The sequence below is a fragment of the Marinobacter nauticus ATCC 49840 genome (assembly GCF_000284615.1).
Taxonomy (GTDB): Bacteria; Pseudomonadota; Gammaproteobacteria; order Pseudomonadales; family Oleiphilaceae; genus Marinobacter; species Marinobacter nauticus.
In genome coordinates this window covers 2,639,902-2,655,000 of sequence record NC_017067.1, presented here as the reverse complement: position 1 = coordinate 2,655,000, position 15,099 = coordinate 2,639,902, and the positions used below count along the sequence as shown (strand labels likewise).

12 protein-coding genes are annotated in these 15,099 nt (G+C 56.7%); 11 read left to right on the top strand and 1 reads right to left on the bottom strand.

Going from position 1 to position 15,099, the window contains the following annotated elements; all coding sequences use genetic code 11:
• Nucleotides 1–58 precede the first annotated feature (58 nt).
• From MARHY_RS12340 to MARHY_RS12315, 6 genes are all read left to right on the top strand, one after another.
• A complete protein-coding gene (locus MARHY_RS12340; protein WP_014422100.1) occupies nucleotides 59–307 on the top strand; it encodes a BolA family protein in 249 nt (82 codons plus the stop codon).
• 19 nt (nucleotides 308–326) lie between these two features.
• Entirely contained in the window at nucleotides 327–1,589 is a 1,263-nt protein-coding gene (murA, locus tag MARHY_RS12335; protein ID WP_011786148.1) for a UDP-N-acetylglucosamine 1-carboxyvinyltransferase, read from the top strand.
• A 29-nt stretch (nucleotides 1,590–1,618) separates the two neighbouring features.
• Nucleotides 1,619–2,263, top strand: a complete 645-nt coding sequence (gene hisG, locus MARHY_RS12330) for an ATP phosphoribosyltransferase (RefSeq protein ID WP_011786147.1) — start codon at nucleotides 1,619–1,621, stop codon at nucleotides 2,261–2,263.
• A 26-nt stretch (nucleotides 2,264–2,289) separates the two neighbouring features.
• The gene (gene hisD, locus MARHY_RS12325) at nucleotides 2,290–3,594 is read left to right on the top strand and encodes a histidinol dehydrogenase (protein WP_014422099.1); all 1,305 of its coding nucleotides are present in this window, start codon (nucleotides 2,290–2,292) and stop codon (nucleotides 3,592–3,594) included.
• Nucleotides 3,587–4,648, top strand: a complete 1,062-nt coding sequence (gene hisC, locus MARHY_RS12320; RefSeq protein ID WP_014422098.1) for a histidinol-phosphate transaminase — start codon at nucleotides 3,587–3,589, stop codon at nucleotides 4,646–4,648. Before hisD ends, hisC begins: the two co-directional genes overlap by 8 nt.
• A 238-nt stretch (nucleotides 4,649–4,886) precedes the next feature.
• Nucleotides 4,887–5,630, top strand: coding sequence for a Nif3-like dinuclear metal center hexameric protein (locus MARHY_RS12315; RefSeq protein ID WP_014422097.1), 744 nt, complete (start codon nucleotides 4,887–4,889; stop codon nucleotides 5,628–5,630).
• Between the two features lie 43 nt (nucleotides 5,631–5,673).
• Here MARHY_RS12315 and MARHY_RS12310 read toward each other — a convergent pair whose 3' ends face one another.
• Nucleotides 5,674–6,111: a Z-ring associated ZapG family protein gene (locus tag MARHY_RS12310; protein WP_011786143.1), complete on the bottom strand. Its 438-nt coding sequence runs from the start codon at nucleotides 6,109–6,111 to the stop codon at nucleotides 5,674–5,676.
• Between the two features lie 236 nt (nucleotides 6,112–6,347).
• On the opposite strand from MARHY_RS12310, the gene zapE reads away from it, so the two are divergent.
• The 5 genes from zapE (at nucleotide 6,348) to MARHY_RS12285 (ending at nucleotide 15,073) form a co-directional block, all read left to right on the top strand.
• Complete coding sequence (gene zapE / locus MARHY_RS12305) at nucleotides 6,348–7,445, top strand: cell division protein ZapE (RefSeq protein ID WP_031210185.1); 1,098 nt, start codon at nucleotides 6,348–6,350, stop codon at nucleotides 7,443–7,445.
• Nucleotides 7,446–7,480: 35 nt separating this feature from the next.
• The gene (locus tag MARHY_RS12300; protein WP_014422096.1) at nucleotides 7,481–8,665 is read left to right on the top strand and encodes a thiolase family protein; all 1,185 of its coding nucleotides are present in this window, start codon (nucleotides 7,481–7,483) and stop codon (nucleotides 8,663–8,665) included.
• 218 nt (nucleotides 8,666–8,883) lie between these two features.
• Nucleotides 8,884–10,731: a DUF1302 domain-containing protein gene (locus MARHY_RS12295; RefSeq protein ID WP_014422095.1), complete on the top strand. Its 1,848-nt coding sequence runs from the start codon at nucleotides 8,884–8,886 to the stop codon at nucleotides 10,729–10,731.
• Between the two features lie 33 nt (nucleotides 10,732–10,764).
• Nucleotides 10,765–12,126: a DUF1329 domain-containing protein gene (locus MARHY_RS12290; RefSeq protein ID WP_014422094.1), complete on the top strand. Its 1,362-nt coding sequence runs from the start codon at nucleotides 10,765–10,767 to the stop codon at nucleotides 12,124–12,126.
• Between the two features lie 271 nt (nucleotides 12,127–12,397).
• Nucleotides 12,398–15,073, top strand: coding sequence for a LuxR C-terminal-related transcriptional regulator (locus MARHY_RS12285; RefSeq protein WP_014422093.1), 2,676 nt, complete (start codon nucleotides 12,398–12,400; stop codon nucleotides 15,071–15,073).
• Nucleotides 15,074–15,099 lie beyond the last annotated feature (26 nt).

The window sequence follows — 15,099 nt, the reverse complement described above, 5'->3', positions numbered from 1 at the left end:
GGCGCCCGGGAATTGGTTACAATTCCGCCCCTGATTTCAACTTAGTCGAGGAATCCTTATGGACGCCGCCCAGGTTACCGAACTTGTCAAAGAAGCCCTGCCCGGTTGCGAGGTTCAGGTACAGGTTGATGGCAACCACTATCTTGTTGTGGTGGTGGGTGACGTATTTGAGGGACTGCCCACCATCAAACGGCAGCAAATGATCAACAAGGTGCTATTCCAGCATGTCATGGACGGCACCATTCACGCCCTTCACCCGAAAGCCTTTACCCCGAGCGAGTGGGCCGATCAGCAGGCCGGCGCCTGAACCGAACAGGATAATTACCGTGGACAAACTATTGATCAGGGGTCGAAAGCCCCTGGACGGCGAAATTCGCATTTCCGGTGCCAAGAACGCGGCCCTGCCCATTCTGGCGGCGACACTGCTGGCGGATGAGCCGGTTACCGTCGGCAACCTGCCGCACCTGAACGATATTACCACCATGATCGAGCTGCTCGGTCGCATGGGGGTGGAGCTGCTCATTGACGAAAAGATGAGTGTTGAAGTGCACGCCAACACCATCAAGCACTTCCATGCACCGTACGAGCTGGTAAAGACCATGCGCGCCTCCATACTGGTGCTTGGCCCGCTGGTGGCACATTTTGGCGAAGCCGAAGTCTCCCTGCCGGGTGGCTGTGCCATCGGTACCCGACCGGTTAACCTGCACATCCACGGTCTGGAAATGATGGGTGCCGACATAAAGGTGGAGAATGGCTACATCAAGGCCAAGACCAATGGCCGGCTGAAGGGCGCCCACATTTTCCTGGATACGGTCACCGTAACGGGTACCGAAAACCTGATGATGGCAGCTGCGCTCGCCGAGGGTAAAACCATCCTCGAAAACGCGGCCCGTGAGCCGGAAGTGGTGGATCTGGCCGAGTGCCTGATCGCCATGGGTGCCGATATCAAAGGCCACGGTACCGCGACCATTGAAATCAATGGTGTGGAGCGCCTGCACGGATGCCACTACAACGTGTTGCCGGACCGGATCGAGACCGGAACCTACCTGGTGGCGGCGGCTGCGACCGGTGGTCGGGTGAAAGTAAAAGATACCCGGGAAGATATCCTGGAAGCGGTGCTGCTCAAGCTGGAAGAGGCGGGGGCGCACATCACGACCGGCCCGGACTGGATTGAACTGGACATGAAAGGCAAGCGGCCCAAGGCTGTCAGCCTGCGGACCGCGCCGTATCCGGCGTTCCCAACGGATATGCAGGCTCAGTTTGCGGCCATGAATGCGGTCGCCGAGGGTTCCGGAACCATCGTCGAAACCGTATTTGAAAACCGCTTCATGCACTTGCAGGAACTGATCCGGATGGGTGCAGACATTACCCTTGAAGGTAATGCGGCCATCATCAAGGGCGTTGAACACCTGACCGGTGCTCCGGTGATGGCAACCGATCTGCGGGCCTCAGCCAGCCTCGTGATCGCCGGTCTGATGGCAGACGGCGATACCATTGTCGACCGCATTTACCACATTGACCGCGGTTACGAATGCATTGAAGAGAAATTGCAGCTGTTGGGTGCCAGCATCCGCCGTCTGCCAGCCTGAATTTGACCAACGGGAACCCGGAAGGATACATGACAGATTCCATCACCATCGCCTTGTCGAAGGGTCGCATTCTGGAAGAAACCTTGCCGCTGCTGGCGGAAGCGGGCATTGAGCTTGTCGACGACGTGAAAAAGTCCCGCAAACTGGTGTTTCCCACCACCGACCCGAACGTGCGGATTCTGATCATCCGGGCGACCGATGTGCCCACCTATGTTCAATATGGTGGCGCGGATCTGGGCGTTACTGGTAAGGATGTTCTGATGGAGCACGGTGGCGACGGCCTCTACGAACCGCTTGATCTGAACATCTCCCGTTGCCGGTTGATGACCGCAGGCAAAAAAGGCGAGCAGCCACCGGCAGGCAGGATTCGTGTTGCCACCAAATTCGTCAACCTGGCCCGGCGCTATTATGCGGCTCAGGGCCGGCAGGCCGATATCATCAAGCTCTACGGGGCCATGGAACTGGCACCGATCCTGAACCTGGCCGATGAGATTGTTGATATCGTGGATACCGGCAATACCCTTAAGGCCAACGGGCTGGAGCCAAGAGAACTGATTGACCACATCAGTAGCCGACTGGTGGTTAACCGGGCCTCCATGAAGATGAAACACGGCCAGATAAACCCCATAATCGAGAAGATGTCCGCGGCCGTTGAACGACGCCGCGATTCGTAGTGTTACTCCAAGACAGGATCTGAAAAATGACCGACAGAATCACCAGACTGAACACCACCCAGAGCGACTTTGACAGTGCGCTGGCCCAGCTGCTGGCCTGGGACGACAGTGTGGATCATCAGGTGAATGAGTCGGTTCGGCATATCCTGCACGAGGTGAAGACCCGGGGCGATGCGGCGGTGCTGGAGTTTACGGCCAAGTTTGATCGCCTGGACGTTGGCTCCATGGCTGAGCTGGAAATGGATAAAAGCCGTTTGCAGGCAGCTTTGGACCGAATTCCCCAGGATCAGCGTGAGGGTCTGGAAAAAGCGGCGGAACGCATCCGTGACTACCACGAACGCCAGAATCAGCAATCCTGGCAATACCAGGACGAAGACGGAACCGTGCTGGGCCAGAAGGTAACGCCGCTGGATCGCGCCGGTCTGTACGTGCCGGGTGGCAAGGCGGCCTATCCTTCGTCGGTACTGATGAATGCGATTCCGGCCAAAGTCGCTGGTGTCTCTGAAGTTATCATGGTGGTGCCGACCCCGGATGGTGTGGTGAATGACATGGTGCTGGCAGCGGCCGCCATTGCCGGGGTAGACCGCGTGTTTACTATCGGTGGCGCCCAGGCCGTGGCTGCGCTGGCCTATGGCACGGACTCCGTGCCCTCTGTCGACAAGATCGTCGGCCCCGGTAACATTTTCGTGGCCACCGCCAAGCGCGAAGTATTCGGAGTTGTCGGTATCGACATGATTGCCGGCCCTTCGGAGATACTGGTGATCTGTGACGGCAAGACCGACCCGGACTGGATCGCCATGGACCTGTTTTCTCAGGCCGAACACGACGAGCAGGCCCAGAGCATTCTGGTCAGCCCGGACGCAGACTTCCTGGATGCGGTGGAAGCCAGTATCAATATGCTGCTGCCGACCATGGAGCGAGAAGAAATTATCCGCACCTCCATGCTGGGACGGGGTGCACTGATTCAGGTGGCAGATCTGAAAGAAGCCGCAGAAGTGAGTAATCGGATTGCGCCGGAGCACCTGGAGCTCTCAGTGGAAGACCCGCAGGCCATGCTCGACGACATCCGCCACGCCGGCGCGATTTTCATGGGCAGGCACACGGCCGAAGCCCTGGGTGACTATTGCGCAGGCCCGAATCACGTTTTGCCAACGAGCGGCACCGCACGATTCAGTTCACCTCTGGGTGTGTACGATTTCCAGAAGCGCTCTTCCCTTATTGGCTTTACCGCTCAGGGCGCCGATCGTATGGGGCGGGTGGCATCGGTTCTGGCTCGTGGCGAAGGTCTGACTGCACACGCACGTTCAGCGGAGTACCGGATCAATGAGTAAGTACTGGAGCGACCTGGTCAGTGAACTCAAGCCCTACGTGCCGGGTGAACAGCCGAAAATGGCCAATCTGGTGAAGCTGAACACCAATGAAAACCCGTTCGGCCCATCGCCAAAAGTGATTGAAGCCATTCAGAGAGAGTTAAATGACAGCCTGCGCCTGTATCCGGACCCGGAAGGCCAGGCCCTGAAAGATGCCATTGCCGAATACCACGTGGATTTTGGAATCAATCCCAAACAGGTGTTTGTTGGCAACGGCTCCGATGAAGTGCTGGCGCATATCTTTCAGGGGCTGCTGAAACACGACAAGCCGATCCTGTTTCCGGACATCAGCTATAGCTTCTACCCTGTGTATTGTGGCTTGTTCCAGATCGAAAGTGCGGTCATTCCATTGACTGACAGCTTTGAGATCGATCCGAACGACTACAAGCGTGACAACGGCGGCATTATCTTCCCGAACCCGAATGCGCCGACGGGACGCTACCTCGGACTTGGGCACGTAGAGGATATCCTGCAGGCCAACCCGGATAGCGTGGTAGTGGTTGATGAAGCCTATGTTGATTTCGGTGGCGAGACGGCGATTCGTCTGGTGAACCAGTACCCGAACCTGTTGGTGTGCCAGACCCTCTCCAAGGCCCGTTCACTGGCTGGCCTGAGAGTTGGCTTTGCGGTTGGTAATGAAGATCTGATCGAGGCTCTCAACCGTGTCAAAGACAGCTTCAATTCCTATCCGCTGGACCGTCTGGCTCTGGCTGGTGCCGTGGCTGCGTTTGAGGACAAACAGTGGTTCGAGGATTCCTGCAGTGGCGTGATCCGCGAGCGCGAGCGGGTGACCAGGGAGTTGGAAACGCTTGGTTTTGAGGTGCTGCCATCCAAGGCAAACTTTGTTTTTGCCCGCCATCCCGGCCATGAAGGCGCTGCGATTGCGGCGAAGCTTCGGGAGCAGGGCATTATTGTCCGGCATTTCAATAAGCCAAGAATCAGCGATTTTCTGCGCATCACGATTGGTACGAGCGATCAGAACAATGCTCTGATAAAAGGTCTCGGTGTGCTGTAAGGCCTTGCTCCCAAAGGGCGGGCTCGCTAAGCATTGAGCCAGCTGGCGTGCAGAACTTCGGTGGTAGTGACGGGCGGGAGGGGCTTCCCGGAAACCGCTACAAGCACATCCCTGTGCGCTTCTCTCCGGCCATCCATGGCCTCCGAAATTTCCGGAAAGCCCCTCCCGCCCGTCACCGCTGAACTGAGTGCACGCCAGCTTACGATGATCATGAGTCAGATAGAGCAGGAGAGGTGTCATGGCCCTTAGAAACGAAATCCTCGTTAAAATAGCCGAATGGCTCCAGCCCGATAATTTTCAGGACTATGCTCCCAATGGGCTGCAAGTAGAGGGTAAGGAGAGCGTAGGCGTTATCGTGACGGGAGTGACGGCATCGCAGGCACTGATCGACGCAGCAGTCGAACAGAACGCAGACATGATCCTTGTCCACCACGGCTACTTCTGGAAAGGCGAAGATCAGGCCATCCGCGGCATGAAGAAAAACCGGATCAAGCAGTTGCTGGACAACGACATCAACCTCGTCGCCTACCATCTGCCACTGGACGATCATCCAGAGTATGGCAACAACCGGCAACTGGCGGAAGTGCTCGGAATCCAGAATCCGAGGCCGCTGGGGGGGCTGGTCTGGCAGGGTGAGTTGCCGGAGCCCTTGTCAGTAGAAAAGTTTGAGTTAGAGATGGCTCGGGCTCTGCACAGGCAGCCGTTGCACGTTGGTGCAGGGGCAGACAAAATCAAAACCGTCGCCTGGTGTACGGGCGCCGCTCAGGGCTTTATCAACGTTGCTTTGGAGGCGGGCGTAGACGCCTACATCAGTGGTGAAATCTCGGAGCCGACAACTCATACCGCCCGGGAATGCGGCATTCATTACTTTGCGGCGGGCCATCACGCGACAGAGCGTTATGGAGTGCAGGCGTTAGGGGCGGCGATTGCTGAGGCGTTTGGTGTTACACACCGTTTCATCGATTGTGATAATCCGGTATGAAGATCGTTGTCAGGCTGCGCGTGGCGCAGCCTCTGATTTCGAATCAAGCCGGGCGCTTCTCGCCCTTGTCCAGGCCGTAGTCCTCGGCAAGCGTGCCTTTGGCCTCAGGGTCGGCCTTGGGTGCATAATCCCTGGGGGGTTCTGAAGGCTCGCCATCACTGCCATGCTCCAGTCTGCCCTTGGATTTCTGATCCAGCTCTTCCATCCAGTCTTCGTCATTGCACAGACGGTTGGCGCCGCGAGCCATATGCTGGTTCACATCCCGGTAGGCGTCGTTGAACCGGCGCAACAAGTGCGCGGATTCCATAAAGTGTTCGTTCACCTGGGCCTGATAGCGCGTAAACTCGCTGCGCAGCTCTTCAATCTGCTGCTCCGCCCGGCGCTGCCGTAACGTTGCTCCCTGGCCGGAACGGCCAACCAGAATCCCGATGACAATGCCAACTACCAACGCGGCAACTGCCGCCAGAATCAGGTTTGTCATATGAAAATCGTCCTTATATTGCCTGGAAGTGAGCCAATCCCCGTAAACGGAGTATAACGCCCCAAACCGATTGAGCCCATGCTGAAACACTGAGCCAATCGTCGTATTGCCCCGAGAGCCGCCCGGCGTGGCGAAAAAACGCGAAATAGGCGACAATACCGCGCCGATTTTTCACTCGACTCAACTATTCAGGAAGCCTGATGACTGCAGCTACGTCCTCCGATACCGTTGCGAACCTGACCCCTTGGGAGCGTTACCAAAAGGATCTTGAACGCCCGGATTTTCACAAGGACCCCGCCCAGGTAGATGCAGTCCAACGCCTGCAGGCACTGTACGATAAATTGGTGGCTGCTGAAAACGAGCGCAACAAAGGGTTGGCCAAACTGCGCCGCAAACTCAAGAAGGGCCGGGAAGAGCCGGTTAAAGGCCTCTATTTCTGGGGCGGCGTTGGCCGGGGTAAAACCTATCTGATGGACACCTTTTTTGAGTCGCTGCCATTCGAGCGCAAGATGCGGGTGCACTTCCACCGTTTTATGCAGCGCGTTCACAACGAATTGAAGGCTTTGAAGGGGGAGAAAAACCCCCTTGAGATGGTGGCTAAAAAGTTTGCGGACGAGACCCGTGTCATCTGTTTCGACGAGTTCTTCGTTTCCGATATTGGCGATGCCATGATCCTTGCCACGCTGATGGATGGGCTTTTTGGTCGTGGTGTTACCTTGGTGTGTACGTCCAACATCGTCCCCGATGGCCTTTATAAAGATGGCCTCCAGCGCGCGCGGTTCCTGCCAGCCATCGAGCTGGTAAAGAAGTACACCGATGTGGTGAATGTGGATGGCGGCGTAGACTATCGCCTGCGTACCCTGGAGCAGGCAGAGCTTTATCACTGTCCGCTGGATGATGAGGCGGATATCAGCTTGCGGAACAGTTTCGACGCCCTGGCCGTCGAAGCGGCGAAGCACAGTAAAACCATGGAAATCAACGGTCGCAAGATTCCGGCCCAGGCCCACGCAGACGATGTGGTCTGGTTTGACTTCAAAGACGTGTGTGACGGCCCCCGGAGTCAGAACGATTACATCGAAATGGCGCGCCAGTTCCACGCCATTATCGTCAGCAATGTACCGGTGCTTGGTGGCGACAAGGACGACCAGGCGCGCCGTTTTATCAACATGATCGATGAGTTCTACGACCGCAACGTCAAGGTCATTATCTCCGCTGCGGCGCCCATCACCGAGCTCTATTCGGGCGGGCGCCTGAGCTTTGAATTCGAGCGCACGGAATCCCGGTTGCTGGAAATGCAATCCCAGGAGTATCTCGAAGCGCCCCACAAACCATAACCAGAATCATAAAGAACCAACAGAGAGGTCACAGCATGAGTCAGGACAACGTTGTCATCGTGAGCGGTGTTCGCACCCCCATGGGTGGTTTTATGGGTAGTCTTGCCCCGGTTTCCGCGCCGGAACTGGGCGCAATTGCCATCGCTGAGGCGGTGAAGCGCGCCGGCCTGCAGCCTGCCGATATTCAGGAAGTCATTATGGGTAACGTGCTGCCGGCTGGCCTGAAACAGGGGCCCGCTCGCCAGGCCATGCGCAAGGCGGGACTGCCAGACAGTACTGGCGCCACCACCATTAACAAACTTTGTGGCTCCGGCATGAAAGCCACCATGTTTGCCCATGACCTGATCAAAGCCGGCTCAAACGACATTATGGTAGCCGGTGGTATGGAGAGTATGTCCAACGCGCCTCACATTTTGCTGGGCGCCCGCCAGGGCTACCGCATGGGGCCTGGGCAGGCGCCCCAGGACCATATGTTCCTGGATGGCCTCGAAGACGCCGAGACTGGCCGTTTGATGGGATCTTTCGCCCAGGAAATGGCGGACAAGAAAGGCTATACCCGGGAAGAAATGGACGACTACGCGATTTCCTCCCTGAATCGTGCCAAGAAAGCGATTGAAGAAGGCCTGCTCAAAGAAGAGATCATCCCCGTTACCGTCAAGACCCGTAAGGGCGAGGTGGTGGTAGAGGATGATGAGCAGCCCCACAACGCCAACATTGAGAAGATTCCGACACTGCGCCCGGCGTTTGCCAAAGACGGTACGGTGACTGCGGCAAACGCGTCTTCCATTTCTGACGGCTCCTCAGCACTGGTACTGATGCGTGAATCCGAAGCTGAAAAACGTGGCCTCAAGCCCCTGGCGCGGATCGTTGCCCATAGCACTCAGTCCCAGCATCCCAGCGAGTTCACCTGTGCGCCAGTGGGCGCGATCCAGACACTTTTCCAGAAAACCGGCTGGACCAAGGACGATGTTGACCTTTACGAGATCAACGAAGCCTTCGCCATGGTGGCCATGATGCCTATCAAAGAGCTGGGCCTGGATCCGGACAAGGTGAATATTCACGGTGGCGCCTGTGCCCAGGGGCATCCGGTTGGATCTACCGGTTCCCGTCTTCTGGTTACCCTGATGCATGCCCTCAAGCGCTATGGCAAAAAGAAGGGTGTTGCCGCGCTCTGCATCGGAGGTGGTGAAGCCACCGCAATGGCGATCGAAATGCTGTAAGACGACAGGTGGTTGCACTCCTGAATCTTGTCTATAGTGAGGGAGTGCGAGCCCCGGCTGAACAGAGAGTGACAGCAAAATCATACTTTTGACTGATCAAAGCCCCCGAAAGGCTTAGCTATAGTGCAATCATCACGGCACTGTGTGTACAGCCGTCAGGACACCTAACACCAGAACAATCGAGCAGCGACTCAGAACAACAACGGAGTAGCCTTCCAATGACAAGAAAAACTCAACCGTGGCAGCGTTGGACCAAGTTACCACTTGCCGTAGCCATAGCCGCCGGTGTGTCCGGCCAGGCAGCAGCATACTCGTTCTACATGGGTGATGTTGAGGCTCAGTTCAATACCACGTTATCTGCCGGTGCTTCCTGGCGAGTAGAAGAAGCTGATAAGCGTCTTCTGGCTCCGCACGATGGTCGGGGTACTGCTTCCACCAACAACTATGACGACGGTAACCGCAACTTCGATAAAGGCGATACCATCTCGAAGATCGTCAAGGGCAACAGTGAGCTGTTCCTGGATTACGCAGTCGACAGTCAGTATCTGACCCGAGTAGGCGGTTTTGTTCGTGGCCGTTACTGGTATGACTTTGAACTCAAAGATGAGAATCGCCGTTACGTAGAGCTCAATGAGAAAGCAAAGGATAACGCGTCAGGCGGCGAAATTCTCGATGCCTATGTGTTTTCTGACTGGTATTTCGGCAACATCCCCGTGAGCCTGCGCTATGGTAAGCAGGTGGTGAGCTGGGGTGAAAGTACCTTTATTCAGGGTGGTATCAACACCATCAACCCGGTAGACGTTCAGGCGTTCCGTGCTCCGGGCTCTGAGCTGAAGGATGCGCTGCTGCCGGTTGAGATGTTCTACATGTCTGCCGGTGTGACTGAAAACGTCTCCATTGAAGCCTTCGTTCAGGCCAAATGGGAGCCGGTCCGGCCGGACGATTGCGGGACCTTCTTCTCCACCATCGATTTTGTCGCCGATGGCTGTGGCCCAATCTGGCCAGCAGGTGATGTGAGCGAGGCTCAGAGTCAACTGATTGATGCCACAGATGGACTTGGTCTTGGTGGTTACGCCATTAATCGCCTTGCTGACGTAGAAGCGGACTCAAAGGACCAGTTTGGTGTGGCGGTTCGCTGGTATGTGCCGGCGCTGAATGATTCCGAGCTGGGCTTCTATTACATTAAGTACAACAGCCGTCTGCCGTACGTCAGCGGTGTGCTGAACGATGGTCCTGGGCCCCAGGCGGGTGGGTTCCCTGAGTACTTTATGGAGTACCCGGAGAACATTGACCTCTACGGTATCAGTATCAACACAACCACGCCCGGCGGCTGGTCACTGGGTGCCGAGTACAGCTTCCGTGAGGATGTGCCCCTTCAGTGGAACGCTTTTGAGCTGATCTATGCTGGTCTGCAACTGCCAACCAACCCTAATGATCCAAATTCGACGCCTGTTAGCCTCTTGCAACAACAGCGGCAAAAAGAACTTGGAGCGGACTTCGATATCAACGGTCTGAGGGCTTCTGGCTATGACCGTTACAATGTCTCCCAATTCCAGTTCACGCTGATCAAGTTCTTCGATCAGGTTATGGGTGCCAGCCGTCTGTCCCTGATCAATGAAGTGGGTATGACCTGGGTACACGATCTGCCGGGCTACGACGAGGCACGTTATGGGCGCTCCGGTACTTTTGGCGTAGGTCCGGTGCCCACGCCTGCGGGTGATATCTGTCCCCAGCTGAATCTGAACCCGGACTACTGTGAGAACGACGGCTATACCACAGACTTCTCCTGGGGTTATCGCACGCGTCTGGTTTGGGACTACCCGAACGTGTTTGCAGGCATTAACCTGTCGCCGCAGCTGGCCTGGAGTCACGACGTAGAAGGTTATTCCCCGCAGCCGGGTGGTGCCTTCAACGAAGGAAGCAAGGCGCTTGGTCTGTCCGTTCAGGCGGTTTATCAGAACAAGATCACAGGCAACATCGGCTACACAAACTTTTTCGGTGGCAAACCGTATAACGAGTTGACCGACCGTGATTTCGTGAGTGCGAGCGTTTCCTACTCATTCTGAACCGGACCGAATTCGTTCAACGAGGTAATTTAGATGAAATTAAACAAGAAACTACTGGCCACAGGTGTACTGGCTGCAAGTCTCTTTACCGGTCAGGCCTGGGGCGCGGTTTCTGCAGAAGAAGCGGCCAAGCTGGGCGATACTCTGACCCCGATGGGTGCAGAGAAGTCTGGTAATGGCGGTGCCATCCCGGCATGGACCGGCGGGTTAACAACTCCGCCGGCGGGCTACAAGGGCGACGGTATCTATGTAAATCCGTTCCCGAATGAGCAGCCCGAGTTTGTCATTGATCAGAGCAATGTTGATCAATATGCCGACAAGCTGTCTCCGGGCCAGGTGGCGATGATTCGCCAGTACGCCGATTACAAGATTCCGGTCTATCCGACCCATCGTACGGCGGCTTACCCGAAAGAAGTGATGGATGAGACCGTTGAGAACGCCACCAAGGTGGAGTTGATTCAGGACGGTAACGGGCTGGGCAATTACGAGAGTGCAACGCCGTTCCCGATTCCCCAGAACGGCCTCGAAGCTATCTGGAACCACATTACCCGGTATCGCGGTGGTTCGGTGCAGCGGAACGTTGGCCAGGTCACTCCTACAGCTGGTGGCGACTACTCAGTGGTCAAGTTCCAGGACGAACTGACATGGCGTACTTACCTGAACGATTATCAGCCAGGTGAAGACGACAACGTTCTGTTCTACTTCAAGCAGGCTATTACTGCGCCAGCGCGTCTGGCGGGTAACGTACTGCTGGTACATGAAACGATTGATCAGGTGAAAGAACCGCGCCGGGCGTGGATCTACAACGCCGGTCAGCGTCGGGTTCGTCGTGCTCCGCAGGTTGCCTACGATGGTCCGGGTACTGCAGCCGACGGCATGCGTACCTCTGATAACTTCGATATGTACAACGGGGCGCCAGACCGCTACAACTGGGAGCTGCTGGGCAAGAAGGAAATGTACATTCCGTACAACTCCTACAAGCTGGTGGATCGCAGCCTGAGCTATGACGAGATCATCAAAGCCGGACACATCAATCAGGATCTGACCCGTTACGAGCTGCACCGTGTGTGGCACGTGCGTGCAACCCTGAAGGACGGTGAGCGGCATGTATACGCCCAGCGTGACTTCTACATTGATGAGGACTCCTGGCAGGCAGCGGTTATCGATCACTACGATGGCCGTGGCGAGCTCTGGCGTGTCGCTGAAGCCCACGGAATGCAGTTCTACGATCAGAACGTGCCCTGGTACGCGATCGAAGTACTGTACGATCTGCTCTCCGGTCGTTACCTGGCTCTTGGCCTGACGAACGAAGAGAACCAGCCGTACACCTTCGGTGTCGAGCGTCAGTCACGGGATTACACGCCGGCGGCTCTGCGTCGCGCTGGAACCCGTTAATAACAGCGTTTCACCGCTGTCAGGAAAAGCGAGCCTTTACGGCTCGCTTTTTTTTTGGCCGTTGGTAAGTGTCTCCGCGTTAAAAAATCGCCTCTAACCTCTTTTTTCCCCGTCAATTTTTTGCAGCAAGCACCTGCTTTGGTTTAACCTCTCCCTCAAGACTCATACTAAAGGCGTACCCCATGCAGGACGCCATGCCGTTTTCGGCCTAAGCAAGACTCTTATTTTCCGGTTTGGGCGTTCGTCCGGCCGGTTTCAAACGGGGCAGTGCGTGAAATCCTTTAAAGAAGGCTGTGCAGCCAACGACGAGTTCCAGACCGCGAACTCCAGTCTACAGAGCGGTGAGCTGGTGCGGGATCTTATGGAGCACCGGCTGAGGGTGCCATCTGTACCAGACGATACCCTGGCGAGGCCGAATCTGGATCGAATGATATGCCAGGCCTTGCAAGCAGGTAGACTGCTACAGCTAGAAGCACCCGGAGGTTACGGCAAGACTCACGCCCTGGTCAGTGCGCTGGCCAGTGCACCGGACGTGAATGTTCGCTGGATATCCCTGAACGCCGGGGACAACGCTCCCTCCCGTTTTCTTTCCATACTTGCGATGGCATTGGGATTGGCAGAGGTACTGCCGCCGAATGGTGGAACCTTTGAAGACCATTTGACGATGCTTCTGGTCAATCGGGATCGGCAGGCCCGCGAGGTCAGAGAAGTGCTGGTTCTGGATAATGTCCATCATCTTACCAACCCGGCAGTCAGCGGCTTATTGCACCAGTTGGTTACCCACCTGCCTTCGGGTCTTTCAGTTGCTATGGCTTCTCGGCTTCCGGTGCCCTTTGAGAGCCACACACTGGAATTGAATGGCAACTACACCAAGCTAGGACCCGATATTCTGGAGTTTTCGCGGTCTGAAACCTTTGAGTTTTTTGCGAAGGCGCGCTCCGACAGCCTGATTACCAGCGTCGCGATTGATCATTTATTCGGGCTGACTGAAGGTTGGCCAACGCCACTGGCACTGTATCGGCGGGAGCTGAAACAGGGCGGGGAGCGTCGGGCCCTGCACGAAACCCCTTCGGTAGAGCGTTTCCTGAAAGACTGTATTGCGGCCCAGCTGGGGTCCGCTCAGTTGAAATCACTGCGGGCGATTGCCGAGATGGACAGCTGTTCGGATGAGTTGTTTTTCGCTATCGAGCCTTCCGTGTCAGAGTCGGGGATGCCACCGTCTGAGGCTGCTGATCGTGGTCTGCCCTTGAAGCCGGTCCCTGGCCGGGGCCGGTGGTATCGCCTGAACCCATTGCTACAGGCCTGGCTGCAAACCCCGGTGATGGGGGGCTACATCACCCGAATGCTTATGGCCAGCCGATGGTTCGAGCAGCGCCAGCAATTCCCGGAAGCATTAAAGTATGCGGTCCTGGCCGGTGATAGCGATGAGGTCGTGCGCATTGCCTCCGAGAGTACCGAGGCGCTGTTACTGGGCCAGGATACTGCCTCTTTGTTGAGCTTGAGAAAAAACCTGCCTGCAGAATTGCTGGAGCGAAGCGCCCGGCTGCGTATTGTTTACGGCTGGGTACATGCCATTGGTGGTCAGTTCCAGCAGGCAAAGCAGCTTCTTGAAGGCTTCAATGACCGGGACCGGAACGAGCATGAGGGCCGCATCTACGCTTTGAAGGCGTTTATATTGCGCGGTGAGGGCTTTGTGCAGCCCGCGTTGGCCATGGCTGACAAGGCGCTGGCGATGGGTAGTATGTCGACCCAGGCGCAGTTGGTGACTCAAATTGTTCGTTCGAGCGCGCTTTGTGCGGCCGGGTCTTTTCAGGAGGCTCGGGATGCCAATCGCGTTGCTTCCAAGCTGGCCCGCGAAGCTGGCGATTCGGGGTCCGAGGCCCTGGCGGTATACGCCCATGCCCGCATTGAACTGGGCAAAGGGGCACTGCGCCACGCGGAGCAACTGTTGCGAACCGGGCTGGATACGGCCATGCAGGAGCTTAGCCGGCCGGCACGAATCGGGGAAACCCGCCTGCAGCTGAATCTGGTTCTGGTGCTCTGGCATCAGGGGCGTCTGACGGAAGCCGATCGACTATTGGTCAACTGTGCCCGTCATGCCGAACAGACCCGTGATCTCGGGTTGCTGCTCGCCATGGCGTTGAGGGTACTGATGTGTCGCGCCCAGGGCCGGATGGATGATGCCTTCGTCTGGGTGGGCCGGGCAGAGCGCACCATGCATACCTGGCAGGTGGATGAGAGCCTGTACGTACCGGTTCTGGAAGCGTTGAAGGCCAGCTGTTGGCTGGCTCAAGGCCAACACGACAGTGCGACGCAGGCGATCGCCAAACTGGAACCTTACCGTAAAGGTGGATGTGTTCCAGAGCTTTTCCCGATGATGCCAGGCCTGCTGGATTGCTTGCAGGTGCGGGCTGATATAGCCAATGGCGACCTGGTGAGAGCCCGGGAACATCTGGATGCTGTCTCAGAGAAATACGAGGGCGGCATGCCCTGGGGGCTGCAGCTGCATGCGGGTTTGCTGGATGCTGTTCTGCTGGAAGCCGAGAAAGGCCTTCCTGCCGCCCGGAAGAGGCTGGAGAGCGTCGTTGCCCAGGCGAGCCGGGAGCATTTTATAAGCCCCTTTGCAGAGCTTATGAAAGAGCTTGGCCCGTTGATGGACAAATGTTATCGCCATCTTGATAACGGGGACTTCACCGCAGCGCTTGGGCGGCTGTTTGGTTGTGAGCCCGTGGCACCGGCGGCAGACCCCCTGGCCGAGCCTATCAGTGATCGAGAGCAGGGCGTTCTGGAATTGATCGCCCAGGGGCTATCAAACCAGGAAATCGCCGACAAATTGCACATTTCGCTGCATACCGTGAAAACCCACGCCAGAAGGATAAACGCCAAGCTGGATGTTAAATCACGGACACAGGCAATTGTCCGGGCCCGGGAGCTGGGGCTGCTGTAATACCGCAGCCCCGCAGGGATTATTCG